The organism is Micromonospora sp. NBC_01796, assembly GCF_035917455.1.
In the GTDB taxonomy this organism is placed as follows: domain Bacteria; phylum Actinomycetota; class Actinomycetes; order Mycobacteriales; family Micromonosporaceae; genus Micromonospora_G.
The window spans coordinates 1,825,298-1,848,817 of sequence record NZ_CP109078.1 but is presented as its reverse complement, the minus strand read 5'-3'; the positions used below and the strand labels follow the sequence as shown (position 1 = coordinate 1,848,817).

24 protein-coding genes and 1 tRNA gene are annotated in these 23,520 nt (G+C 72.0%); 21 read left to right on the top strand and 4 right to left on the bottom strand.

Features of this window, described 5'->3' with window-relative positions:
- Positions 1 to 3 precede the first annotated feature (3 nt).
- Positions 4 to 1,434 carry a MocR-like pyridoxine biosynthesis transcription factor PdxR gene (pdxR, locus tag OIE47_RS08500; protein WP_326560958.1) on the top strand — a complete coding sequence of 477 codons (1,431 nt, stop codon included), beginning with the start codon at positions 4 to 6 and terminating at the stop codon, positions 1,432 to 1,434.
- Positions 1,435 to 1,443: 9 nt separating this feature from the next.
- The gene (locus OIE47_RS08495; protein WP_326560957.1) at positions 1,444 to 3,075 is read left to right on the top strand and encodes a DUF885 domain-containing protein; all 1,632 of its coding nucleotides are present in this window, start codon (positions 1,444 to 1,446) and stop codon (positions 3,073 to 3,075) included.
- On the opposite strand, the gene nudC is transcribed toward OIE47_RS08495, so the two are convergent.
- Positions 3,072 to 3,926: an NAD(+) diphosphatase gene (gene nudC / locus OIE47_RS08490; RefSeq protein WP_326560956.1), complete on the bottom strand. Its 855-nt coding sequence runs from the start codon at positions 3,924 to 3,926 to the stop codon at positions 3,072 to 3,074. The genes OIE47_RS08495 and nudC overlap by 4 nt on opposite strands.
- Positions 3,927 to 4,247: 321 nt before the next feature.
- Between nudC and eno the strand changes: the two genes are divergently transcribed.
- Genes eno through OIE47_RS08465 form a run of 5 tightly spaced genes read left to right on the top strand, consistent with a single transcriptional unit; the run spans position 4,248 to position 8,210 of the window.
- Positions 4,248 to 5,531: a phosphopyruvate hydratase gene (gene eno / locus OIE47_RS08485; RefSeq protein ID WP_326560955.1), complete on the top strand. Its 1,284-nt coding sequence runs from the start codon at positions 4,248 to 4,250 to the stop codon at positions 5,529 to 5,531.
- A gap of 35 nt (positions 5,532 to 5,566) precedes the next feature.
- A complete protein-coding gene (locus OIE47_RS08480) occupies positions 5,567 to 6,187 on the top strand; it encodes an FtsB family cell division protein (protein WP_326560954.1) in 621 nt (206 codons plus the stop codon).
- The gene (locus OIE47_RS08475; RefSeq protein ID WP_326560953.1) at positions 6,184 to 6,732 is read left to right on the top strand and encodes a DUF501 domain-containing protein; all 549 of its coding nucleotides are present in this window, start codon (positions 6,184 to 6,186) and stop codon (positions 6,730 to 6,732) included. Before OIE47_RS08480 ends, OIE47_RS08475 begins: the two co-directional genes overlap by 4 nt.
- Positions 6,729 to 7,238: an amino-acid N-acetyltransferase gene (locus tag OIE47_RS08470; RefSeq protein ID WP_326560952.1), complete on the top strand. Its 510-nt coding sequence runs from the start codon at positions 6,729 to 6,731 to the stop codon at positions 7,236 to 7,238. Before OIE47_RS08475 ends, OIE47_RS08470 begins: the two co-directional genes overlap by 4 nt.
- 27 nt (positions 7,239 to 7,265) lie before the next feature.
- A complete protein-coding gene (locus OIE47_RS08465; protein ID WP_326563025.1) occupies positions 7,266 to 8,210 on the top strand; it encodes a Ppx/GppA phosphatase family protein in 945 nt (314 codons plus the stop codon).
- A 227-nt stretch (positions 8,211 to 8,437) separates the two neighbouring features.
- On the opposite strand, the gene OIE47_RS08460 is transcribed toward OIE47_RS08465, so the two are convergent.
- Entirely contained in the window at positions 8,438 to 8,932 is a 495-nt protein-coding gene (locus OIE47_RS08460; protein WP_326560951.1) for a hypothetical protein, read from the bottom strand.
- 145 nt (positions 8,933 to 9,077) lie between these two features.
- Between OIE47_RS08460 and OIE47_RS08455 the strand changes: the two genes are divergently transcribed.
- The 11 genes from OIE47_RS08455 to OIE47_RS08405 all read left to right on the top strand — a co-directional run bounded on the left by OIE47_RS08455 (position 9,078) and on the right by OIE47_RS08405 (position 18,574).
- Positions 9,078 to 9,410 carry a PadR family transcriptional regulator gene (locus tag OIE47_RS08455; protein ID WP_326560950.1) on the top strand — a complete coding sequence of 111 codons (333 nt, stop codon included), beginning with the start codon at positions 9,078 to 9,080 and terminating at the stop codon, positions 9,408 to 9,410.
- Positions 9,407 to 10,471 carry an HAAS signaling domain-containing protein gene (locus tag OIE47_RS08450; RefSeq protein ID WP_326560949.1) on the top strand — a complete coding sequence of 355 codons (1,065 nt, stop codon included), beginning with the start codon at positions 9,407 to 9,409 and terminating at the stop codon, positions 10,469 to 10,471. Before OIE47_RS08455 ends, OIE47_RS08450 begins: the two co-directional genes overlap by 4 nt.
- A 335-nt stretch (positions 10,472 to 10,806) precedes the next feature.
- Positions 10,807 to 11,211, top strand: coding sequence for an LppU/SCO3897 family protein (locus OIE47_RS08445; RefSeq protein WP_326560948.1), 405 nt, complete (start codon positions 10,807 to 10,809; stop codon positions 11,209 to 11,211).
- Positions 11,212 to 11,364: 153 nt separating this feature from the next.
- The gene (locus OIE47_RS08440; protein ID WP_326560947.1) at positions 11,365 to 12,051 is read left to right on the top strand and encodes a dienelactone hydrolase family protein; all 687 of its coding nucleotides are present in this window, start codon (positions 11,365 to 11,367) and stop codon (positions 12,049 to 12,051) included.
- Positions 12,044 to 12,784: a uracil-DNA glycosylase gene (locus OIE47_RS08435; RefSeq protein WP_326560946.1), complete on the top strand. Its 741-nt coding sequence runs from the start codon at positions 12,044 to 12,046 to the stop codon at positions 12,782 to 12,784. The genes OIE47_RS08440 and OIE47_RS08435 overlap by 8 nt, the downstream gene beginning before the upstream one ends.
- Before the next feature lie 33 nt (positions 12,785 to 12,817).
- The gene (locus tag OIE47_RS08430; RefSeq protein WP_326560945.1) at positions 12,818 to 13,519 is read left to right on the top strand and encodes a DUF4129 domain-containing protein; all 702 of its coding nucleotides are present in this window, start codon (positions 12,818 to 12,820) and stop codon (positions 13,517 to 13,519) included.
- On the top strand, positions 13,516 to 14,118 hold the full coding sequence (locus OIE47_RS08425; RefSeq protein WP_326560944.1) for a hypothetical protein: 603 nt from the start codon (positions 13,516 to 13,518) through the stop codon (positions 14,116 to 14,118). Before OIE47_RS08430 ends, OIE47_RS08425 begins: the two co-directional genes overlap by 4 nt.
- Positions 14,115 to 15,128: an AAA family ATPase gene (locus tag OIE47_RS08420; RefSeq protein ID WP_326560943.1), complete on the top strand. Its 1,014-nt coding sequence runs from the start codon at positions 14,115 to 14,117 to the stop codon at positions 15,126 to 15,128. The genes OIE47_RS08425 and OIE47_RS08420 overlap by 4 nt, the downstream gene beginning before the upstream one ends.
- Positions 15,125 to 16,546, top strand: a complete 1,422-nt coding sequence (locus OIE47_RS08415; protein WP_326560942.1) for a DUF58 domain-containing protein — start codon at positions 15,125 to 15,127, stop codon at positions 16,544 to 16,546. The genes OIE47_RS08420 and OIE47_RS08415 overlap by 4 nt, the downstream gene beginning before the upstream one ends.
- Positions 16,547 to 16,574: 28 nt before the next feature.
- Positions 16,575 to 17,144: a hypothetical protein gene (locus OIE47_RS08410; protein ID WP_442792063.1), complete on the top strand. Its 570-nt coding sequence runs from the start codon at positions 16,575 to 16,577 to the stop codon at positions 17,142 to 17,144.
- Between the two features lie 104 nt (positions 17,145 to 17,248).
- On the top strand, positions 17,249 to 18,574 hold the full coding sequence (locus OIE47_RS08405) for an NAD(P)/FAD-dependent oxidoreductase (RefSeq protein ID WP_326560941.1): 1,326 nt from the start codon (positions 17,249 to 17,251) through the stop codon (positions 18,572 to 18,574).
- Positions 18,575 to 18,654: 80 nt separating this feature from the next.
- Here OIE47_RS08405 and OIE47_RS08400 read toward each other — a convergent pair whose 3' ends face one another.
- A complete protein-coding gene (locus OIE47_RS08400; RefSeq protein WP_326560940.1) occupies positions 18,655 to 20,511 on the bottom strand; it encodes a hypothetical protein in 1,857 nt (618 codons plus the stop codon).
- Positions 20,512 to 20,612: 101 nt separating this feature from the next.
- On the opposite strand from OIE47_RS08400, the gene OIE47_RS08395 reads away from it, so the two are divergent.
- From OIE47_RS08395 to OIE47_RS08385, 3 genes are all read left to right on the top strand, one after another.
- Positions 20,613 to 20,696, top strand: a tRNA-Leu gene (locus OIE47_RS08395).
- A gap of 111 nt (positions 20,697 to 20,807) precedes the next feature.
- Positions 20,808 to 21,626, top strand: a complete 819-nt coding sequence (locus OIE47_RS08390) for a Bax inhibitor-1/YccA family protein (RefSeq protein WP_326560939.1) — start codon at positions 20,808 to 20,810, stop codon at positions 21,624 to 21,626.
- 203 nt (positions 21,627 to 21,829) lie between these two features.
- Entirely contained in the window at positions 21,830 to 22,153 is a 324-nt protein-coding gene (locus OIE47_RS08385; protein WP_326560938.1) for a hypothetical protein, read from the top strand.
- Between the two features lie 82 nt (positions 22,154 to 22,235).
- Here the strand turns inward: OIE47_RS08385 and OIE47_RS08380 are convergent, their stop codons facing one another.
- Entirely contained in the window at positions 22,236 to 23,498 is a 1,263-nt protein-coding gene (locus OIE47_RS08380; RefSeq protein WP_326560937.1) for an acetyl-CoA C-acetyltransferase, read from the bottom strand.
- Between the last annotated feature and the right edge of the window lie 22 nt (positions 23,499 to 23,520).

Genomic DNA, 23,520 nt, shown 5'->3' with positions numbered 1-23,520 from the left:
CAATTGACCACCCCGGAGGCGCTCGTCGAACTCGACCGGGCCCGACCCGGCCTCGCCGGACAGCTCACCGTCGCCCTCCGGGAGGCGATCGTGCAGGGGCGGCTCGTACCGGGCACCCGGCTTCCGTCCAGCCGGGGACTCGCCGCCGACCTGCGGCTGTCCCGGGGCGTCGTGGTCGAGGCGTACGAGCAGTTGGTGGCCGAGGGACGGCTGCTCGCCCGCCCCGGAGCGGGGACCGTGGTCGCGCCGGACACCGGAGCGACGCAGCGCCGGTCCGGCCCGCCTGACGCACGGTCGAGCGCAGCCGGTCCCGCTGTTCAGGTGAATCCGAGCGGGAACGGGCTCCGGTCGGGGGTGCCGGACCTGGCGATGTTCCCCCGCGCCCAGTGGCGGCGGGCGTACGAGCGGGCGCTGAGCCGGGCCCGCGACGCCGATTTCGACTACGGCGACCCGGCCGGCGCGCCCCGGCTGCGTACCGAACTCTCGAACTATCTCGGCCGGGTCCGGGCGGCCAGGGTCGACCCGGCCGACCTGGTGATCACCACCGGTGCGGCCCAGGCGTTCTCCCTGGTCGCCGCCGTGCTCCGGAGTCGGGGCGCGACCACGATCGGGATCGAGGATCCGGGCAGCGTCGCCATCCGGGTGCACTTCGAGGCGCAGGGGCTGCGTCCGGTGCCGGTGCCGGTCGACCACGAGGGACTGGACGTCGAGGCGCTGGCCCGCACCGGGCTGCCGGCGGTGCTGACCACACCGGCACACCAGTACCCGACCGGCGTGGTGCTCGCACCGCGCCGCCGGGCCGCCCTGCTCGCCTGGGCGCGTACGACCGGGGGTCTGGTGGTCGAGGACGACTACGACGCCGAGTTCCGGTACGACCGGGACCCGGTCGGCTGCCTCCAGGGTCTCGCCCCGGACCTGGTCGCCCACATCGGGTCGGCCAGCAAGGCACTCGCCCCGGCGATGCGGCTCGGCTGGCTCGCCGTACCGCCGGGGTGGCGGGCGGCGGTCGTCGCGGCCAAGACGGCGGCCGACATCGGCGGACCGGTGCTCGAACAGCTAGCCTTCGCCGAACTCCTGGCCGACGGCGGGTACGACCGCCACCTGCGCCGTTCCCGGCAGGCACACCGGCAGCGCCGGGACGCGCTCACCGCCGCCCTGCGCCGGTACCTGCCGGCGGCCCGGATCTCCGGTATCGCGGCCGGACTGCACCTGGTGGTCGAGCTGCCCGACGGGGTCGACGACGAGGGGTTGGCCGACGCCGCGCAGCGGGCCGGGCTGATGCCGGTGCCGCTGTCCCGGCTCCGGCTGGCGCCCGGCGGGCCGCCCGGACTGGTCCTCGGGTACGCCGCGAACCCGCCCGCCGAGCTGACCCGGGCGGTACGAACCCTGGCCAGCCTTCTTCCCCCGCTGCCCGATCCGGGCCGGACTCGCTAGATTCTTCCCATGTCGTCTTTCGTCCCCATCGCCGAACGCATCGTCGACGCGTTGCTGGAGAGCAGTCCCGGTCTGGCGTCCTCGGCCGGTGACCACCGCTTCGACGACCGGTTGCCGGACCTGTCCGACGGCGGGGTCAAGGCCCGCTCGGAGATGCTCCGCGACGCCGCCGGGGCCCTCTCCCAGGTGGACGACCTCGCGCTCGACCAGGCGGAGCAGGTCGACCACAGCCTGCTCGCCGCCCTCGTCGACCGGGAGCAGTTCGAGCTGTCCGAGCTGCGTACGCACGAGTGGAACCCGCTGCGGCACAATCCGGGCCCGCTGCTGCACGCGCTGATCGCCCGCCCGTACGCCCCGGCGGAGGTCCGGCTGGCGAGCCTCGTCGGCCGGCTCGGCGACGTACCGGACGCGCTCGCCACCGCCCGCGCCACCCTGCGCGACATGCCCAGGATCCACGCCGAGACCGCCGCCGGGCAGTTCGACGGCACTGCCGCGCTGGTCCGCGACGAACTACCCGCCCTGCTCGCCGAGGCGCCCGGAATGCGCAACGCGGTCGAGCCGGTGGCCCGGGAGGCGGTCGAGGCCCTGGCCGGGTTCGCCGACTGGCTCCGGGCGGGTCTGCACGACGACACCGGCCCGGGACGCGACCCCCGGCTCGGCCGGCGCCGCTTCGAGGCGCGGCTCTGGCACACCCTGGACACCGAGCTGTCCGCCGCCCAGGTCTTCGCCCGCGCCGAGGCGAACCTGGAGCGGGTCACCGACGAGATCCGGGCCGTGGCGGCCGAGCTGGTCGGTGGCCCGGCCACCGACGAGACCGTACGCCGGGCGCTGGACCAGCTCGGCGCCGAGCACCCGGACAACACCTCCATCGTGGACCTGGCCCGGGTGACGTTCACCGAGACGACCGACTTCGTCCGTACGCACGACCTGGTGACGCTGGTCGACGACCCGTGCGTGATCCAGGAGATGCCGGAGTTCGCCCGTGGGGTGGCGGTCGCCTACTGCGACCCGCCCGGCCCGCTGGAGACCGCCGAGGTGCCGACGTTCTACTGCATCGCGCCGACGCCCTCGGACTGGTCGGCGGACCGGGTCGAGTCGTTCTACCGCGAGTACAACGACCACATGATCCGCAACCTGACCGTGCACGAGGCGATGCCCGGTCACTTCCTCCAGCTCGCCCACTCGCGCCGCTACCAGGGCAGCACCCGGGTACGGGCGCTCGGCTACTCCGGCCCGTTCGTGGAGGGCTGGGCGGTGTACGCCGAGGAGATGATGGCCGGTCTCGGCTTCGGCGGCCTCCCGATCCGGTTGCAGCAGCTCAAGATGCAGCTCCGGATGACCATCAACGCCCTGCTGGACCAGTTGGTGCACTGCGACGAACTGCCCGAGTCCGAGGGCATGGCGCTGATGACCGGCCGTGGTTTCCAGGAGGAGGGCGAGGCGGCCGGGAAGTGGCGCCGGGCCCTGCTCACCTCGACCCAGCTCTCCACGTACTTCGTCGGGTACAGCGAGGTTGCCGAGATCGCCGCCGCCCGCCCCGTCGGGCCGTCGGTACGGCAGTGGCACGACGCGATGCTCTCGCACGGCTCACCGCCGCCCCGCCACCTGCGGACCCTGCTCGGGGTGGAACCGGCGTACTAGGCCGGGACGGGTCGGACGCGGACATGCTCGATCAACCACCGGGAGATCGAGTACGTCGGCGGCAGCGGCTCCGGTAGCGCGTCCAGCGGGAACCAGCGCGCCTCGGTCAGCTCGCGACCGTCGACCACCGGCTCGGCCGCCGGATCCGCCGCGTACGCGGTGTAGCCGGTGAGAACCACACCGGGACCGGACATCGCCCACGGCTGGCTGCCGAAGTAGGTCAGCCGGTCGACCCGGAGCCCCACCTCCTCGGCGACCTCCCGGTGCACCGCCTGCTCCAGGGTCTCGCCCGCCTCGACAAAGCCGGCGACCAGCGCCCACGTGTCGGTCGGCCCGTACGAGTGCCGGACCAGCAGGAGCTGCTCCGGGGTGCCGGGCGGACCGGGGCGGCGGATGGCGACCAGAACGGCCGGGGAGAGCTGCATCGGGACGTACAGCTTGCAGGCGGGGCAGCGCCGGGCGGTCTCGCCGGGCACGTCGGCCAACTCCGCCGTGCAGGCGCCGCAGTAACGGTGGGTACGCCGCCAGGTGACCACCTGCAGGGCGCGGCCGGCGAGGGCGGCGAGCGGCTCGGCCAGGCCGCCCGCCAGGTCCCGCCAGCCGAGCCAGGTGCCGAGCGACCCGTCGGCCGTGTCCCGGGCGGTCACCCAGACGCGTACGCCGTCGAGGGTGCCGAGCGGGATCGGGGCGGCGTCGGTGGGCAGGTCGGCGCACCGGGGGAAGCCGCCCTCGGCATCGACCAGCAGCTTGCCGTCGGCCACCACCAGGCACAGGTCGGCCGGGTCGGCCGGTACGTCGGCAGCCGCACCGGGGACGAACTCCGGCCGGGCCACCGGTGGGTCGCCGTTCACTGTGCGTACGCCCGGGGGTTGGTCCGCCCGGCCACGACGGACCGGACGGGGGTGGTGGAACGCGCGGTGGCGGCGGGCGGTCCGGCGGTGGCGCGGTCGGCGGCGAACATGTCCGTCAGCCTTGTCGATCAGGGCAACCCCCGCAATTCCCGACCCGGATGACGGGGTGGAGAATCGGCTGATGTCCGGCAGATCGGCGCCCGGTTGGTGGAGGCCATCCCCGTCCGGCGACCACGGCCCGTTACGCTGCCTTCGGAACGCTTCCGCCGCACCGTCGCGGCCCGAGAGCACCAGTTGACACTCATCACGAGGAGCGACACAGTGGCCACCATCGAGGGAATCGTCGCCCGAGAGATTCTCGACTCGCGCGGCAACCCGACCGTCGAGGTCGAGATCGGGCTGGACGACGGTACGACCGCCCGCGCGGCAGTGCCGTCCGGCGCGTCCACCGGCGCGTTCGAGGCGATCGAGCTGCGCGACGGCGACGCCGACCGCTACCAGGGCAAGGGCGTCGAGACCGCGGTCGCGAACATCGAGGACCGGATCGTCGACCAGCTCGTCGGCTACGAGGCCAGCGAGCAGCGGCTGATCGACCAGAAGATGCTCGACATCGACGGCACCGCCGACAAGTCCAGCCTCGGCGCGAACGCGATCCTCGGCGTGTCGCTGGCGGTGGCGAAGGCCGCGGCGAGCAGCTCCGAGCTGAGCCTGTTCCGCTACCTGGGCGGCCCGAACGCGCACCTGCTGCCGGTGCCGATGATGAACATCCTCAACGGGGGCGCGCACGCCGACTCCAACGTCGACGTGCAGGAATTCATGATCGCCCCGATCGGCGCCCCGACCTTCCGCGAGGCGCTGCGCTCGGGCGCCGAGGTCTACCACGCGCTCAAGTCCGTACTGAAGAAGCGGGGCCTGTCCACCGGCCTCGGCGACGAGGGCGGCTTCGCCCCCGACCTGCCGACCAACGCCGCCGCCCTGGACCTGATCGCCGAGGCGGTCGAGAAGGCCGGTTACCGGCTCGGCCGGGACATCGTGTTCGCGCTGGACGTGGCCGCGACCGAGTTCTTCTCCGACGGCATCTACACCTTCGAGCAGACCAGCAAGACCGCCGACGAGATGTCGGCCTACTACACCAAGCTCGCCGACGAGTACCCGATCGTGTCGATCGAGGACCCGCTCGCCGAGGACGACTGGTCCGGCTGGGCCAGCCTGACCGCCGCGATCGGGGACCGGGTCCAGATCGTCGGGGACGACCTGTTCGTCACCAACCCGCAGCGGATCGCCCGTGGCATCACCGAGAGCTCGGCCAACGCCGTACTGGTGAAGGTGAACCAGATCGGGTCGCTGACCGAGACCCTGGACGCGGTCGACCTCGCGCACCGGGCCGGGTTCCGCTGCATGATGAGCCACCGTTCCGGCGAGACCGAGGACACCACCATCGCCGACCTGGCGGTGGCCACCGGCTGCGGTCAGATCAAGACCGGCGCGCCGGCCCGGTCGGACCGGGTGGCCAAGTACAACCAGCTCCTCCGGATCGAGGAGGAGCTGGGCGACGCGGCGCGCTACGCCGGCGCCGGTGCTTTCCCGCGTTACCGTTCTGCCTAGTTTCCGAATCGGCCTCGGGGAGGGGGTGCGTCAGGGTGACGACTCGTCGCATACCCAGCGGCCAGCGGCCCGCCCGACGGCCGGGGCAACCCGGTCGTGGCGGCGGTACCCGTGGCACGGGCCGGGAGTCAACGGCCCGGCTGGAGTCGCGCGGAATCTCCACCCGTACCCCTCGGGGGACGGACTCCCCACGGTCGGCCACCCGTCCGGCGGCGGCGCGACGCGCCGCCGCCGCGGGGGCGACCAAGCGCACCTCCGCCCCGCAGCCCCGCCGTTTCACCGGCCGGGCGACCGCGCTGTTCGCGGTGTTCGTCGCCCTCGCGCTCGCGTACACCTACCCGGTCCGGGTCTACCTCGGGCAGCAGGCGGACATCGCCCGGATGGAAGCGGAGCAGCAGGCCCAGCGGGAGCACATCGGTGAGCTGTCGGAAGAGGCGAAACTCTGGCAGGACCCGGCCTTCATCACCACGAAGGCCAAGGAGCGCTTCTACATGGTCCGGCCCGGCGAGCAGCTGTTGGTGATCCTCACCGACCCCGAGGGCGCCGCCCGGGACGCCGGCACCACCGCCCAGCCGGCACAGAAACCGGCTGAACCCTGGTACGACATGCTCTGGTCCAGTGTCCAGGCCGCCAACGAGGAAGGTCCCGCACGTTGACCGTCGTACCCCCCGAGCGGCCGGCGGCCGGTCTGGTTCCCCCACCTGCGCGCGAACCGGCCACCGAAGAAGATCTGGCCGCGGTCGGCGCACAACTCGGCCGTACGCCGCGCGGCACCCGTGCGGTCGCACACCGCTGCCCGTGCGGTCGCCCCGACGTGGTGGAGACGACCCCACGGCTCGCCGACGGCACCCCGTTCCCGACCCTGTTCTACCTGACCTGCCCGCGCGCGGTCGGCGCGTGCAGCCGGCTGGAGTCGGCCGGGGTGATGAAGGAGATGGCCGACCGGCTGGCCGAGGATCCGGAGTTGGCCGCGCAGTACCTGGCCGCGCACGAGGACTACCTGAGCCGCCGGGACGCGATCGGCGAGGTGCCGGAGATCGCCGGCATCTCCGCCGGTGGCATGCCGGGTCGGGTGAAGTGCCTGCACGTGCACCTCGGTCACGCCCTGGCCACCGGCCCCGGCGTCAACCCGTTCGGTGACGAGACGCTCGAACTGATCGAGCCCTGGTGGCTCGGGGGTTCGTGCGTGGACCTGCCTTGAGCACGGATCTTGTCGTCCGGCGGGCGCGGACCGCGGACGTACGCGGCATCCGCGAGCTGATCGACACGTACAGCCCCGGTGGGCGGTTGCTCAGCAAGGCCACGGTCACCCTGTACGAGCACGTCCAGGAGTTCTGGGTGGCGGTCCGACCCGCCGACGGTGCGGTCCTCGGGTGCGGGGCGCTGCACGTCATGTGGGAGGACCTGGCCGAGATCCGTACGGTGGCGGTCCACCCCGACTGCCGGGGACGGAAGATCGGCCACCAGATCGTCGCGGAGCTGCTGGGGGCGGCACGGGAACTGGGCGTCACCCGGGTGTTCTGCCTGACCTTCGAGACCGGGTTCTTCGGCTCCTTCGGCTTTGTCGAGATCGACGGCGCGCCGGTCCCGCAGACCGTGTACGAGCAGTTGCTGCGCTCGTACGACGAGGGTGTGGCGGAGTTCCTCGGGCTGGAGCGGGTCAAACCGAACACCCTGGGCAACGTACGGATGCTGCTCCGCCTCTGACGTAGGGTGACTGCCGTGACGACCAGAGTGGCGGGGATCGACTGCGGCACCAACTCCATTCGGCTGCTCGTGGCCGACCTGCCGGATCCGGCGGCCGACCCGACCGCGCCGCTGGTGGACGTGAGCCGCCGGATGGAGATCGTCCGGTTGGGTCAGGGCGTGGACCGAACCGGTCGGCTCGCCCCGGAGGCGATCGAACGTACCCGGGTGGCGCTGGCCGGCTACGCGGCCGAAATCGCTGACCTGGGCGCGAACCGGGTACGGATGTGCGCCACCTCCGCCTCCCGCGACGCCAGCAACGCCGACGAGTTCCGGGCGATGGTGCGCGACACTCTCGGCGTGGCGCCGGAGGTGGTCACCGGCGACGAGGAGGCCCGGCTCTCGTTCACCGGCGCCGTACGCGGACTTCCCGCCGACGCCCGTTCCCCGTTCCTGGTGGTGGACATCGGCGGCGGCTCCACCGAGTTCGTGGTCGGCGATCGGGATGCGGGGGAGCGGGTCCGGGCGGCGATCTCGGTCGACATCGGCTGTGTCCGGATGACCGAGCGGCACCTGCACGACGACCCGCCGACGCCCGAGCAGATCGCCGCGGCCGAGGCGGACATCGCCGCCGCGGTGGACCGGGCGTTGTCCGTGGTGCCGGGTCGGGAGGCTGCCACCCTGATCGGCCTGGCCGGTTCGGTGACCACGGTGGTGGCGATCGCGCTCGGGCTCGACTCGTACCAGCCGGAGCGGATCCATCACGCACGCGTCTCGTACGACGAGGTGGCGAAGGTGACCGCGGACCTGTTGTCCCGGTCGTCGGCCCAGCGGATGGAGTACCCGGTGATGCACCCCGGCCGGGCGGACGTGATCGGCGCGGGTGCGCTGGTCCTGCGGGTGATCATGGAGCGGGCCGGCATGCCCTCGGTCGTGGCCAGCGAGCACGACATCCTCGACGGCATCGCCTGGTCGCTCGCCGACCCGAGTTGACGACCAGACAGCGGTCTCAGCCTTCGACCAGCTCCGGCCGATGCTTACGGATCCATGCCTCGACGTCGGTCTTCCGCCACACCTTGCCCATCTGGAGCCTGGCCGATCGACCTCGCGCAGTCGCGTGCTCTCGTACCCGTGTTGTCGGGTTTGTTGAGTCGGGCGGACGCCACCTGGCTGCGGGCGGCCTGAACGCCGTTTCCGCGTACATCGTCTTTGTGCGCACATCAAAGACGATGTACGCGGTTTTGCCGATACTGCTTGTGGCGGCGCCGACCGGAGGCGTGTGTCGACCGGGAGGGTGGAGACCACCACTCCTGGGCGCTCCAGTCCTCGTAGCGCCGCTCGGTCCAGTGCGGCCGATGACTGGCGGCGTTTGGTTCGGGCAGGGTCCGGTCGAGGAATTCCTGGTCGAACCGTTCCACCGCCTGCCGGAGTTTGCGTCCGGCCCATTCGGGCAGCGCGGCGAGTGCCTCGTCCAACAGTGCGCGGGCGACGGGAAGGCCGTGGCACACGCAAGAGTCTTCGTCCATGGGTAGGTAGAGCACCCGACTGGGTTGCTTGACGAACTGTTGACACAGCCAGAGGGCGCCGGCCACCGAATGGCCCCGGAGTTTTGTCCGCTCGATGTGGGCCAACTGTGCCAACGCGGCCGGCGAGAGGCCGGGAACGGGTGCGGTAGTGGTCAGGTGGCGGAGATGGCGCACGTTGCCGGCGCGCACCGCCGAGGGACGCCTACGCGGCATTGGCCTTTCGGGTACGGGTCATCCAGGCCAGGGTAAGGGCTGCGGTCGCGTTCGCGCGGTCCGAGGACCGGGACTACAACGCTCTTGACGGTATCTCGCAATGCACACTACTCTCCATCGCGTGGACACTACCCAGCTGCTCAAAGGCGTGCTGGATCTCGCGGTCCTGGCCGTCCTGAAGGAAGAGGACGGCTACGGCTACGACATCATGCGTCGTCTGCGTACCGCCGGTCTGGACGAGATCGGGGACGCGTCGGTCTACGGCACCCTGCGCCGGCTGTTCCAGGCCGGACTGCTGACCACCTACGTGGTGCCCAGCGAGTCGGGACCCCATCGCAAGTACTACGCCCTCAACGCGGCCGGCCGCGACCAGCTCGACCGGTCCGGCAAGGTGTGGCGGGCCTTCGCATCCACCATGGACCAGCTCCTCGACGAACGGGGGCGTACGGCATGACCGCGCGCAACGGGGAGGGCGCCACCCAGCGAAGCGAGGAAGGCATGACCGAGCGGGAGATCGCGGACTACGTGGAACGGGTCCGGCGGGCCCTGTCCGACCTGTCCCCCGAGGACCGGGACGAGTTGCTCGAAGACCTGCCCGAGCACCTCGCCGAGGTGGCCGCCGACGGCACCGGGGCGCTCGTCGACCGGCTCGGCACGCCCGAGGCGTACGCGGCCGAGTTGCGTGCTGCGGCCGGGCTGCGGGCGCCGGAGCCGTCACCGGACCTGGACAGACGGGTCGCCACCGCCGTCCAGCAGCTCCGTGGCCGGCTGCGGGTTCTCGACGGCCGGGTCGGACCCGTGATCGGGTACGCCAAAGCCAGCGAGTTCCTCCGGCTGCTCCGTCCAGCCTGGTGGGTGCTCCGCGGCTACCTGGTGGCGATGCTCGTCACGGTCATGCTCAACGGCCAGGATTTCGGGCTGCTGCCCCGGCTCGGCGGCAATACCCTCGCCGCCGTACTGCTGCTCGGCCTCTGCGTGGTCGGGTCTATCTGGTTCGGCCGCCGTGCCGCCCCGCTGCGGGGCTGGCGGCGGCACCTGATGAGCCTCGGCACGGTGGCCCTGGTGCTGTTCGGTGTGATCGGTCTCGCCGACGTCGACCAGCGCGGACAGCAGACCAACTACTACGCACCGTCCTACAACGAGGACCCGTACTCCGGGGTGCAGGACGTCTACGTCTACGACCGGCAGGGGCGGCTGGTCGAGGGCGTACGACTGTTCGACCAGGACGGTCGACCGATCCGACTGGGACACCCGTGGTGCGGCGACTTGGCGCAGTCCTACGTCGAGCCGGGGGAGGCCGTACCCGACCCGCTGCGCCAGCCGTACCCGTACTGCCCGGAGGGTGCCCCGTTCCGTTTCTCGACCGGACCGGTCCCGTCCGCCACCACCCCGGCACCCACCCCCACGGGTACGCCGACACCGTCCGAGGCTCCGTCCCCCACCGCGACGGGCACGCCGACACCGACACCCACCGGAACTGCCCCGCCCATCGGCCCGAGCGCCACGACGGGCTGATCAGAGCGCACCTGGATCCGCCGGTCCGGGCCCTGTCGACGGTGCGTCGGCAGGGCCCGGACCCTTTTCCGGTCGGGCGGTCGGCAACATCGGGCTGAAAGGTGGAGGGAACCGGGCAGCGGGACGTCGGGGGCGCTGTATACCGTGTCCCCCGCACTTGATCATTGAGTGCGGATCGAGTTACCCCCATCTCGGAAGGAAAGTCAGTGACGGACCAGGCACCCCCGCCGCCCGCATCCCCGGCATCGCCCCCGCCGGGAGCGTCGGTGCCGCCACCGGTCGACCCCGGCGCACCCGCGCCGTTCCCGGCCGCGGCCGGCGACCCGGGTGCGCCCGTGCCGGTTCCCGCGGAGCCGGTCAAGAAGAAGAGCCCGATCAAGAAGATCGTCAGCGTGCTGGCGGTCATCGTGATCGCGGTCGCGGTGAAGTTCGGTGCCGGCGCCGTGCTCGGCGGCGAGGACAAGGCGGCCGAGGCGAAGGTCGGCGACTGCCTCGCCTCGCTGCCCGAGGTGGCCGAGGGTGAGGAGAAGGAGGCCCCGAACGCCAAGGTGGTCGAGTGCACCTCGACCGAGGCCGCCTACAACGTCGTCGGCCGGGTCGAGAACCAGACCCAGGAGCAGGCGGCGAACACCACCGAGTGCGACCAGTACGCCGCCGAAGGCGAGGAGTACTCCATCTACTACGCCATCCCCACCGGTGGCACCGGGTACGTGCTCTGCCTCAAGCCGAAGAAGGCCTGAGCGGACGGACGGCGGGGTGTACGCCTACCAATACGGGAGGCGTACGCCACGCCGTCTTCCCCGGTGACGGTCGGGCATGGCAGGCTACCCGCACACAACTGAGCGATAACTGTGCGACCAGCCAATGATGACTGACCGACAGGAGGCCGGCTGATGGGCGAAAAGGTGAGCTACCGGAGTAACGGTGGCACCAGCGAGGGATACCTGGCCCTACCCACCAGCGGTGCGGCCGGGCCGGCTGTCATCGTGATCCAGGAGTGGTGGGGACTGGTCCCACACATCACCGCCGTTGCCGACCGGTTCGCCGAGGCCGGCTTCGTCGCGCTCGCGCCCGACCTTTACCACGGCGCCTCGACCAGCGAGCCGGACCAGGCCCAGCGGTTGCTGATGGGCCTGGCGATGGACCAGGCCGGCCGGGACATCGCCGGGGCCGCCGACTACCTCGCCGACCGGCCGGAGGCGACCGGCCAGGTGGGCGCGGTCGGCTTCTGCGCGGGCGGCAGCCTCGCCCTGTGGTCCGCGACGCTCTCCCCGCGGATCGTCGCGACCGTCGGGTTCTACCCCGCGCTGCCCTGGGAGCGGATGCGCCCGGAATGGTCCGACTACACCGGCAAGGCAGCCGTCATCCACTGCTCCGAAGAGGACGGCACGTCGGCCGACGAAGGCGTACAGGCCGCCCAGCGGGCGATCAAGGCGGCCGGTGGCGAGTGCTCCCTGCACGACTACCCCGGCACCCGGCACGCGTTCTTCAACGACGACCGGCCCGAGGTCTTCGACCGGCAGGCGGCAGCCAGCGCCTGGGCCCGTACGCTCGAATTTTTCCGGAGCCGGCTTGGCTGAGACCCGTACCGCCGAACAGGTCCTCGCCCGCGCACAGCGGGCGGGCGACCTGCCCGACCTCGACGGCGCGGTCGCCGACTGTTTTGCCTGCTCCCGCCTGGTCGCCTGGCGGGAGGAGGTGGCCCTGGTCCGCCGGGCGGCGTTCCGGGACCAGGAGTACTGGGGCCGACCGGTGCCCGGCTTCGGTCCCGCCGACGCCCGGATCGCCATCCTCGGCCTCGCCCCGGCCGCACACGGCGGCAACCGCACCGGTCGGGTCTTCACCGGGGACCGGTCCGGGGACGTGCTCTTCGCCGCGATGCACCGGGCCGGGCTGGCCAACCAGCCGACCAGCGTCGCGGCCGACGACGGGCTGACCCTGCGGCACACCCGGATCTTCGCCGCGGTCCGGTGCGCACCCCCGGACAACAAACCCACCCCGGTCGAACGGGACACCTGCGCGCCCTGGCTGCACCGCGAGGTGCAGTTGATCAGACCCACGCTGCGCGTCGTGGTCGCCCTGGGCGCCTTCGCCTGGGCCGCGTGGTGGCCGGTGCTCAGCCAGGTGTACGGCGTCCGCCCGCCCAGTCCTCGTCCCCGCTTCGGGCATGGGGCACACTGGTCCGACGGAACCGCTCCGGACTTGCTCGGCTGCTACCACGTCAGCCAGCAAAACACCTTCACCGGACGGTTGACACCAGCGATGCTGGACGAGATATTCACCCGGGCCAAGGGTCTGGCCGGGTTGGACTGAGACATCGGCGACAGTTCGGGGGCGGTAAGCGGGATGGCCAGTTCCGCTCTGCGCAGATGGTGGCCGCTCGCGGCGGTGGCGCTGCTGCTCGCCCTCGCCGCGCTGTCGACCGCCCAGTCATCGCTGCGGATCGACCGGTTGGAGCAGACCGAGCGGACCCCGCCGCCGCTGGAGGTCGCCCCGGACACACGACCCCCGACGACGCAACCCCCGCTGGAGCTGGCCCCGGCCGCCCCGTTCACGGTGCCCGCCTGGCTGATCAACGGTGCGATCGGCCTGGCCGCAATCGCACTGGTGGCGCTGCTCGTCGTGCTGGCGCGGCGACTGCTCCGGGACCTGGCCCGACGGCGGCGCGCGAACATGCCGGCCGCCGCCCAGGCCTCGGCCGAGCAGACCGCTGAGGCGGTGGTCGCCGCCCTCGACGCCGGACTGGTCGACCTCTCCGACTCCGACACCGACCCGCGTCGCGCGGTGATCGCCTGCTGGGTGCGGCTGGAGCAGGCGGCGGCCGCCGCCGGCATGCCCCGACGGGTCGGTGACACCCCGACCGACCTGGTGACCCGGCTGCTGCGCGACGGCACCGGCGTGGTCAGCGCCGAGGTGCTGGCCGCGTTCGCCCACGTCTACCGGGAGGCCAGGTACGCCACCCACAGCGTGGACGAGCAGATGCGGGCACAGGCCCGGTCGGCGTTGCAGCGGCTGCGTACCGAACTGACCGCGGGGGTGACGTCGTGACCGAACGTACCGCCAGCATCGACGACCTGCTGGGCAGCGACGAGCTGATCCGACTCCGGGAGGAACCGGAGGAGCCGCCCGGCCGGCGACGCCGGATCGGCCCGTGGATCTGGCCGGTGCTGATCGCGGCCGGGTTCACCGCCGTGACCGTGGTCGGACTCCGCATGTTCGCGCTCGGGATCTCCGTACCGGCGGTCTTCGCCGCCTGGCTGGCCCTGCTGCTGCTGCGCCGGGCCACCGCCCGGGTGAAGGCACCGGCCCACCGTACGGTCCAGCCGATGCGCTCGTCCGCCGCCGACGACGGCATGTACAACTTCGGTGCCCTCGACGGGCTGCGCGGCGTGGTCGACCGGTGGGAGAACAAGCTGGTCTGGTCCCACGCCGAGCCCGGCCGGTACGCCAAGGGCGTGCACCCGAGCCTCGGTGAGCTGGTCGACGAGCGGCTGCGCCAGCGGCACGGAGTGACCCGGGCCAGCGACCCCGCGCGAGCCCGTGCCCTGCTCGGCGAGCAGGTGTGGAAATTCCTCGACAGCCCCCCGAAGCGGACGCCTCCGCCGCGTGACCTCGCGGTGATCGTCGCTCAATTGGAGAAGCTATGAACGACGCGGACCAGGTCCAGACGACGCCCATCTTCGAGGTGGCCCGACTGGCCCGGGCGGTGCTGGACCAGGTCTGCACCGTCGTGGTCGGCAAGCGGGACTCGCTCGAACTCGTCCTGGCCGGCATCCTGGCCGGCGGCCACGTACTGCTGGAGGACCTGCCGGGGCTGGGCAAGACGCTGACCGCCCGGTCGTTCGCGCAGGCGCTCGGGCTGGACTTCCGCCGGTTGCAGTTCACCCCCGACCTGCTTCCCGCGGACGTCACCGGCTCGTTCCTCTACGACCAGCGCAGCGCCGACTTCACCTTCCGGGCCGGACCGATCTTCACCAACCTGCTGCTCGCCGACGAGATCAACCGGACCCCGCCGAAGACCCAGTCGGCGCTGCTGGAGGCGATGCAGGAGAAGCAGGTCTCGGTCGAGGGCGTCACGTACCGGCTCGACCCGCCGTTCCACGTGCTGGCCACCGCCAACCCGATCGAGTACGAGGGCACCTACCCGCTGCCGGAGGCGCAGCTCGACCGGTTCCTGCTGCGGGTCTCGTTCGGCTACCCGACCCGCGAGGAGGAGGGGGAGGTGCTCCGCCGCCGGATGTCCCGCCGCCAGGAGGAGGCGGAGTTGGCCCCGGTGGTCAACGCCGCCCGGCTGCGCGAGATGCAGGCCGCCCTGGAGGACGTGGTGGTGGAGGACTCCGTCGGCCGCTACATCGTCGAGCTCACCGCGGCGACCCGGGAGCACGCGTCGGTGCTGGTCGGGGCCTCGCCCCGAGGATCGCTCGCGTTGCTGCTCCTGGCTCGGGCGAAGGCAGCCCTCGCCGGCCGCGACTACGTCGTCCCGGAGGACGTCAAGGAGGTGGCGGCGCCCGCGCTGGCGCACCGGATCACCCTGCGTCCGGAGATGTGGCTGCGCCGGGTCGACCCGTCCTTCGTCGTCCACGAGGTGCTCGACCGGACCCCGGCTCCGGCCAGCGGCGCCCTGCCCAGTTACGCCGCCGGAGCACGCGCGGTATGACCAGCAGCCCCGGGCCACTGCGGGCCGCCGTACCGCAGCCGCGTCGCCGCCCGGCGGTGGGCGCGCAGGAGCAGGCGGAGCGCGTGGAGCCCGTACCGCAGTGGTGGACGCCGACCCGGGCGCTCGGCCGGGCGGTGCTGCTCACCGGCGTACTTCTGCTGGCCGGGGTGCTCTTCGGCCGGGTCGACCTGGTCGTGCTGGCCGCGCCGTTCGCGCTCGGGACCGCGTACGCGCTGCGCCGCCGGCCGACCGAGGCGCCCCGGATCGCGATCTCGGCCGAGGACGGGGCACTGGTCGAGGGGAGTGACATCACCGGGGCGGTGACGATCGGCAACCCGGACCTCGCCGGTTACGACCTGGCCGTGGTCCGGACCCGGGTCTCGCCCTGGCTCAAGCTCACCGAGATCGGCTTCGCCGGACCGGGCGGGGTCGACCGGCCGCTCGCCCTGGGCGTGTCACCCGGCGAGGCGGTCGACCTGGACCTGCGCGGGGAGGCCCTGCGCTGGGGTCGGCACCCGCTCGGTCCGGCCGGTGTCCGGGCGGTTGCCTGCGCCGGACTGCTGGCCAGCCGGCCGGTGCTGATCGACCCGGAGTCGGTCCGGATCTACCCGAAGACCGAGCCGTTCGATGCCGACGAGGCCATGCCCCGGGCCGCCGGCCTGGTTGGCGGGCACCGCTCCCGCCGGCCCGGCGAGGGCGGCGAGCTGGCCGGCGTACGGATCTTCGGCCCCGGTGACCGGTTGCGCCGGATCGACTGGCGGGTGTCCCTGCGGGCCCGGCAACTGCACGTGGCGGCCACCCTCTCCGACCGGGACGCCGAGGTGGTGCTCCTGCTCGACGTGCTCGCCGAGGTCGGCCAGTCCGGCGGCGTACGGGGGACCGCCTCGGTGCTGGACACCACCGTCCGGGCCGCCGCCGCCGTCGCCGAGCACTACCTGCACCGGGGGGACAGGGTCTCCCTGCTCGAGTACGGCCCCGCCGCCCGCCGGCTCCGTCCCGCCACCGGCCGGCGGCAGTACCTGATCGCGCTGGAGTGGCTGCTCGACGTCACCGCCGCGAACTCCGAGAACGAGCTGTACGAGCAGGTCTTCGGTCCGCAGTTGCTCTCCTCGAACGCGCTGGTGGTGGTGCTCACCCCGCTGGTCGACCCCCGCTCGGCGGCGATGCTGGCCCGGCTGGCCCGCTCCGGCCGGTTCGTGGTCGCGGTGGACACCCTGCCCGAGCTGACCACCCCGCCCCGGCGCGGGCAGTGGACCGAGGTGGCGCACCGGCTGTGGCGGCTGGACCGGGAGAACACCATCGGCCAGTTGCGCGAGCACGGCGTACCGGTGGTGGCCTGGGCCGGCGCGGGCAGCCTGGACCTGGTGCTGCGGGACGTGGCCCGCCTCGCCTCCGCTCCCAGGGCGGTTGGCCGATGACCGATCCCGTACGCGGAAGGTGGATCCGTTGAACGCCATCTCGGAGCGGATCCGGTCCGTCTACACCATGATCGTCCGGGCCACCCTGGCCCCGCTGCTGCTGCGCTGCGCGATCTTCCTCAGCGGGCTGGCCGGGTTCGTGCTGGCGTACCCGGTGCCGATGCTGGGCGGTCCGGGCATCCTGCTGATCCTGATCGCGGCGCTGCTGCCGGCGGTCGCCCCGGGCCGGTCCTGGCCCACCCTGACCGCGCTCGCCACCGTTGCCGGCTGGGTGGCCCAGACGAGCTACTACGGCGAACCGGTCGCGCTGTGGCGGCTGCTCGGGCTGGCGACGTTCCTCTACCTGACGCACAGCCTCTGCGCCCTGGCCGCCCAACTGCCGTACGACGCGGCGGTGGCCCCCGAGGTGTTCGCGAGCTGGGTGCTGAACGCATTGGCGGTGGTGCTCGCCACCGCCGTACTGGCGGTGCTGCTGATCGCACTGGCCGAGCGGTGGGACCAGGGGAGCTTCGTGGTCGCCGCGATCGCCGGGATGGCCGTGGCGGTGCTGGCGTCCTTCCTGCTGAGCTGGCTGCTCCGGCGTCCCCGGCCGGAGTGACCCGGGTCGCATCCGGAGCGGGTGGCGCGACCCACCGTGGCGTTCTCCATCACAACAAGGGCATCTACCGCACACAAATTCTCAGACCGGGGAAAGATAGAAGGGTGAAACAACGGATCCTCGTAGTTGGCGCTGGGCACGTCGGGTTGTACGCGGCCCTGCGGTTGTCGAAGAAGCTCCGCTCGTGGGAGGCCGAGGTGATGGTGGTCGATCCCCAGCCACACATGACCTATCAGCCGTTCCTGCCCGAGGCGTCGGCGGGCAACATCTCCCCCCGACACGCGGTGGTGCCGCTGCGGCGCGCACTGAAGAACTGCACGATCGTCGCCGGTGAGGTGACCCGGATCGAGCACGCCCGCAAGACGGCGACCGTGCAGCCGATCATCGGACCGCCCCGGGAGATCCCGTACGACCACATCATCGTGGCGCCCGGGTCGGTGTCCCGGACCCTGCCGATCCCCGGCCTGCGTGAGCAGGGCATCGGGTTCAAGACCATCGGTGAGGCCATCTACCTGCGCAACCACGTCCTGGACCGGCTCGACGTGGCGGCTGCCACGACCGACCCGGAGACCCGGCGCAACGCGCTGACCTTCGTCTTCGTCGGCGGTGGTTACGCCGGGATCGAGGCGTTGGCCGAGATGGAGGACATGGCCCGGGACGCGCTGAAGTACTACCCGGAGATCTCGGCGGAGGAGATGCGCTGGGTGCTGGTCGAGGCGACCCTGCGGGTCCTGCCGGAGGTCGACCGGGACATGGGCGCGTACACCGTGCAGCAGTTGCTCAAGCGCAAGATGGACATCCGGCTGGACACCCGGTTGGAATCCTGCGTGGACGGCGTGGTCAAGCTCTCCGACGGGGACAGCTTCCGGGCCGACACCATCGTCTGGACCGCCGGAGTGAAGCCGTCGCCGGTGCTGGACCAGACCGACCTGCCGCGTGACGAGCGGCGCCGGGTCACCTGCCTGCCGACCCTCCAGGTGGTCGACGGTGACCGGGTGCTGGACGGGGCGTGGAGCGCCGGGGACTGCGCGGCGGTCCCGGACCTGACCGGCCCGCCCGGCACGTTCTGCTCGCCGAGCGCCCAGCACGCGGTCCGTCAGGCGGTCGTGATGGCGGACAACATCCGCGCGGTCCTCCGCAGCCGCCTGCCGAAGAACTACAAGCACAAGCACGCGGGCAGCGTGGCCAGCCTGGGCCTGCACAAGGGCGTCGCCCAGGTGTACGGGATCAAGTTGACCGGCCTGCCGGCCTGGGCCATGCACCGGGCGTACCACCTGGGGCGGATCCCGTCGCTGAACCGCAAGATCCGGGTTCTGGTCGACTGGCTGCTCGCCTTCTTCCTGCGCCGCGAGGTGGTCGCCCTGGGCCAGCTCCACGACCCCCGCGAGGAGTTCGTCGAGGCGACCCCCAGGATCACCCCCCGCGCCTGATCCGACAGGGAGGGCCCCGAGTCGTCGCCGCAGCGACAACTCGGGGCCCTTTCCGTCGGCGTCGTGGCCGGCTCCCGCTCTCAGCCGACCTTCCAGGTCCAGGCGTCGGCGATCCGGGTCCCCGGACCGAACAGATCCTCCAGCGCGGTCCGCAGGCTCTCCAGGTGCGGTGCGTCGCTGGCCAGGACCACGCAGGAGGCGTTCCAGAACTCCACGTCCTGTCGGGCCCGCTGGCGGTGCTCGTCGGTGATCTCGGGTACCACCCCGGTCTTGGCGACCTCGGCCAGCAGGGCGGAGGTCGCCTGCTTGTACGTGCCCATCGACGCCTTGCCCCGAGCCGAGTACGGCCCGATGAAGAAGCCCTCCGGCATCCCGAACTCGGCGTTGGCGGCGGCCCCCCAGCGCATCGCCCACGGCTCCTTCGGGGTGGGCAGCGGAACCGGCACCATCACCCCACCCGGCGGGACACAGTCGCGCCAGTGCTCGCCGGTGATGAAGGTCGGCAGCGCCGGCCGGGCGGCGGTCGGCAGCGGCGCGGGGAAGATCGGCAGCAGGGCGGCGACGACCACGGCCGGCACCAGGATCCGGGGCAGCCGCGTACCGGTGCGCAGCGCCCGGTCCAGGGCGAGCACCAGGACGGTGGCGACCAGTGGGATCAGCGCCAGGGCGAACCGCATCGGCAGCGCGCCGTCCACCACCGGCAGGCCGAGCAGCAACGAGTACGGTCCGGGCACGCTGGTCCGCTCGCCGTTGACCACCAGGTCGGGGCCGAGGGAAAGGGCCGCCATCAGTACGCCGGAGACGGTCACGGCGATCAGCAGCGGGCGCCGGGCCGGGTAGCGGAGCAGCCAGACCACGGCGGCGAGGGTGACGAGCAGCAGCGGCCAGCCGAGGAAGGTGTTGTACTCGGCCGGGCCGGTGGTCAGCCGGGCGGCCTCGTTGCTGCCGCCGATCGACAGCGGCGAGATCGCCACCCAGCTCGCCAGGTCGGCCGAGAAGTAGTAGGGGCTGAACATGCCGTTCGGCACGCTCTGCGGCCCGGCGAACTGGAACCAGAGCGGGTAGGCCAGCGCCAACCCGGCCAGCCCGACGGCGACCGCCAGACCGGTGGCGAAGCCGGGCAGCACCCGGCGGAGCAGTGCCCGGTCCGTGACCCCGTACGCGATGGTCATGATGATCAAGGTGAGTGCGGTGAGGAAGAGCACTTCCTCACCGACGAAGACCTGCGCGGTGACCGTCGCGGCCAGTCCCACCCCGGAGGTGACCACCCGTCGGCGATCCGGTCCGGGGCGGTCCGGTCGGCCGTCCGGGTCGGCGGCGCGGACCAGCCGGACCACCAGCCAGACCATCACCGGCACCAGCCAGAGCGCGGTCATGTGCAGGTGGCTGTTGGTCTGCGAGATCATGCCGGGGGCGAAGCCGCAGAAGCCGCCACCGAGCGCGGCGGCCAGCCGGTGGGTGCCGAGGACCCGGCGGAAGAGCAGGTACCAGGCGACCGCGGTGATCCCCAGGTTGCCGGCGACCAGCAGGGCGAAGGTGGTGGCCACCCCGAACACGAGGGTGATCGGGGCGAACAACACACCCAGCGCGATGACCGTGGTGTTGGCCATCAGGTTGACCCCGTCGGGGGCGTTGAGCCGGTCGGTGAGCAGACCGAAGTCGCCCAGCAGGGCGCGGGCGTCGGTGGCCAGGAACCACTCGTACAGCACCTGGTCCTCGGGGTTGAGCGCGAGCGTACGGGCACCCGGATCGGGCCACATGCCGTGCGTCAACCATCCGGCCAACAGCAGGAAGAGAAGGCAGATCCCCAGGTCAGGTGCGTACGGGCGGATGGCTTCGAGCCACCGGGCCCGGCGGGACCGGGGTACGCCGGATGTCGTGTCCGCTGTGTCCTCGCTAAGTTCGGTGTCCTGCGCTGCGGGGGCGGGGCTGGTCACGGCCTTGACCCTAGTGCCGATCGGTCGACGGGGTGCGCCCGGTGGGTCGGAACCCGCTACCGTGACAGGCGTGAGGGTGTATGAGCCCTCCCGAACCGCCCGCCCGGGTGGTGGAAAGGCAGACACGGCCGCCTTAAAAGCGGCTGCCGCAAGGCATGCGGGTTCGACCCCCGCCCCGGGCACCAGCGTTTGCCATACCATCTGGGTATCTGAATCCCACAAAGTTCGCTGGGACCCATTACCCTTGAGCGCGGCACGGTCTCACCGTGTATCGACCCCCTGAGGGAGGCCTGAAAGTGAAGACTTCCAACCCGGTGCTGGCCCGGCTCGGCCAGGCGGCCGAGCGCGAGCGGGCCGCCGGGTACGCCCCGGCCGGCCCGCACGGGCAGCCCGGCTACGGGCAGCCGTACCCGACCACGGCGGGAGCCTACCCGGCCGCACCCCCCACCGTGCAGCCGATGACCATCGACGACGTTGTCGTCAAGACCGTCACCCTGCTCGCCATCACGGGTGCCGCCGCCACCGCCGCGTGGGTGCTGGTGCCGGACGCGCTGATGGGCGTGGCCTGGATCGGTGCGCTGGTGGTCGGGCTGGTGCTCGGCCTCGTGATCAGCTTCTCGCGGATGGCCAACCCGGCACTCGTGGTCACGTACGCCGTGGTCGAGGGTGTCCTCGTCGGCGCCGTCAGCAAGGCGTACGAGTCGTTCTACGACGGCATCGTGCTCCAGGCGGTGGTCGCCACCTTCGGGGTGTTCTTCCTGATGGCGATCCTCTACCGGGCGAAGGCGATCCGGGCGACGCCGAAGTTCGTCCGGGGCGTCATCGCGGCGATGGTCGGACTGTTCGCGGTCATCCTGATCAACCTGGTGCTGTCGCTCTTCGGTTTCGACACCGGCCTGCGCAGCGGCGGACCGCTGGCGATCGGCTTCAGCCTGATCTGCATCGTGGTCGCCTCGCTCAGCTTCATCCTGAGCTTCCACGAGGTCGAAGAGGGCGTACGCCTGGGCCTGCCCCAGCGCTACTCCTGGACCGCCGCGTTCGGCATCCTGGTCAGCCTTATCTGGCTCTACTTCGAGGTCCTGCGCCTGATCAGCTACTTCCAGGGCGACGACTGACCCACCCCAGCCCCAGCACCACGGCGGACGCCCGCCCCCTCCGGGGGCGGGCGTCCGCCGTCTCCCTCCCCGCCTCGGGGCGTTGATCATGAAGTTAGCGCGCTGTGGGCGTCGAAAACCGTCGCTAACTTCATGATCAACGAGGCTCGCCGGGTGGGCGGTGGGGTGCGGGGTGGGGTGGGGTGGGGGGCTAGGTTTGGGGGATGAGTGGGGTGGGGGAGTTGGGGCGGGCGGTTGAGCTGTTGGTCGGGCAGGTGGCGCACTGGATGGCGCCACGGTGGGCGGCCACGGCCACCACGGGCAACGTGTCCCGGGCCGACCTGATGCACCGGCTGGTCCAGCAGGTCGCGAACCTGGCCGCCGATGCCGAGGGTGAGCCACGGCGCACCGTGCCCCGGCTCGACAACGATCTCGCCCTGCCCGACCAGCTCCGGGTGGTCGCCGCCGATCTGCTCGCCGCCGACCCGCCGGAGCCGGTGCTGGCCGAAGCCGCCGCCGAGGTCACCGCCACCCGCAGCGCCCTCTGACGGCGAGCACCTGCCGGCCCGACCGAGCCCGGCGATGACCTGCCGGCGGCTCAGCCGAGACTTTCGGGGACCTGCTGGCTGCTCAGCTGAGGCGTTCGAGGACCAGGGCCATGCCCTGCCCGCCGCCGACGCACATGGTCTCCAGCCCGATGCTCTTGTCGTGCCACCGCAGCGAGTTGATCAGCGTCCCGGTGATCCGGGCGCCGGTCATGCCGAACGGGTGTCCGACGGCGATCGCGCCGCCCATCACGTTGAGCTTCTCCAGCGGGATGTCCAACTCCCGGTAGGAGGGGATCACCTGGGCGGCGAACGCCTCGTTGATCTCCACCAGGTCGACGTCGTCGATGCTCATCCCGGCCCGCTTCAGCGCCTGCCGGGACGCCTCGACCGGGCCCAGCCCCATGATCTCGGGTGAGAGTCCGGTGACCCCGGTGGAGACGATCCGGGCCAGCGGGGTGATGCCGAGGTCGCGGGCGCGCTGTTCGCTCATCACGACCACCGCCGCCGCACCGTCGTTGAGCGGGCAGCAGTTGCCGGCGGTGATCCGGCCGTCGGGGCGGAACACCGGCTTGAGGCCGGCCACGCCGTCCATGGTCACCCCGGCGCGGGGGCCGTCGTCGGCGCTCACCACCTCGCCCGAGGGCAGGGTCACCGGGGTGATCTCCCGAGCCCAGAAGCCGGCCGCGATGGCCTGCTCGGCGAGGTTCTGGCTGCGTACGCCGAACTCGTCCATGTCCGCGCGGGTGACGTCGTACACCTGGGCCAGATTTTCGGCGGTCTGACCCATCGTCAGGTAGATGTCGGGCAGTTCCCCGTCGAGCCGGGGATCGGTCCAGGGCTCGGCCCCGGCCTGGGTACGGGCGGCCGACCGGGCCTGGGCCGCGGCGAACCGGGGGTTCTGCCAGCCGCCCCCGACGAGTGCCTGGGCCTCGGAGGGCAGTCCGTCGGAACTGCCCCGGGCGAACCGGGAGACGCACTCGACCCCGGCGGAGACGAAGACGTCCCCCTCGCCGGCGGCGATGGCGTGGAAGGCCATCCGGGTGGTCTGCAGCGACGAGGCGCAGTAGCGGGTCACCGTGGCGGCCGGCAGGGTGTCCAGGCCGAGCAGGGTGGCCACCACCCGGCCCATGTTGAAGCCCTGTTCCCCGCCGGGCAGGCCACAGCCGAGGTAGAGGTCGTCGATCTGGGTGGGGTCGAGTTCGGGTACCTGGTCCAGCGCGGCCCGGACGATGGTGGCGGCGAGGTCGTCCGGCCGCAGGTCGCGCAGGGAGCCCTTGCCGGCTCGGCCGATCGGGGAGCGGGCGGTGGCGACGATGACGGCGGTGCGAGACGGATCGGTCGACATACCTCTAACTTAACCGGCCGGT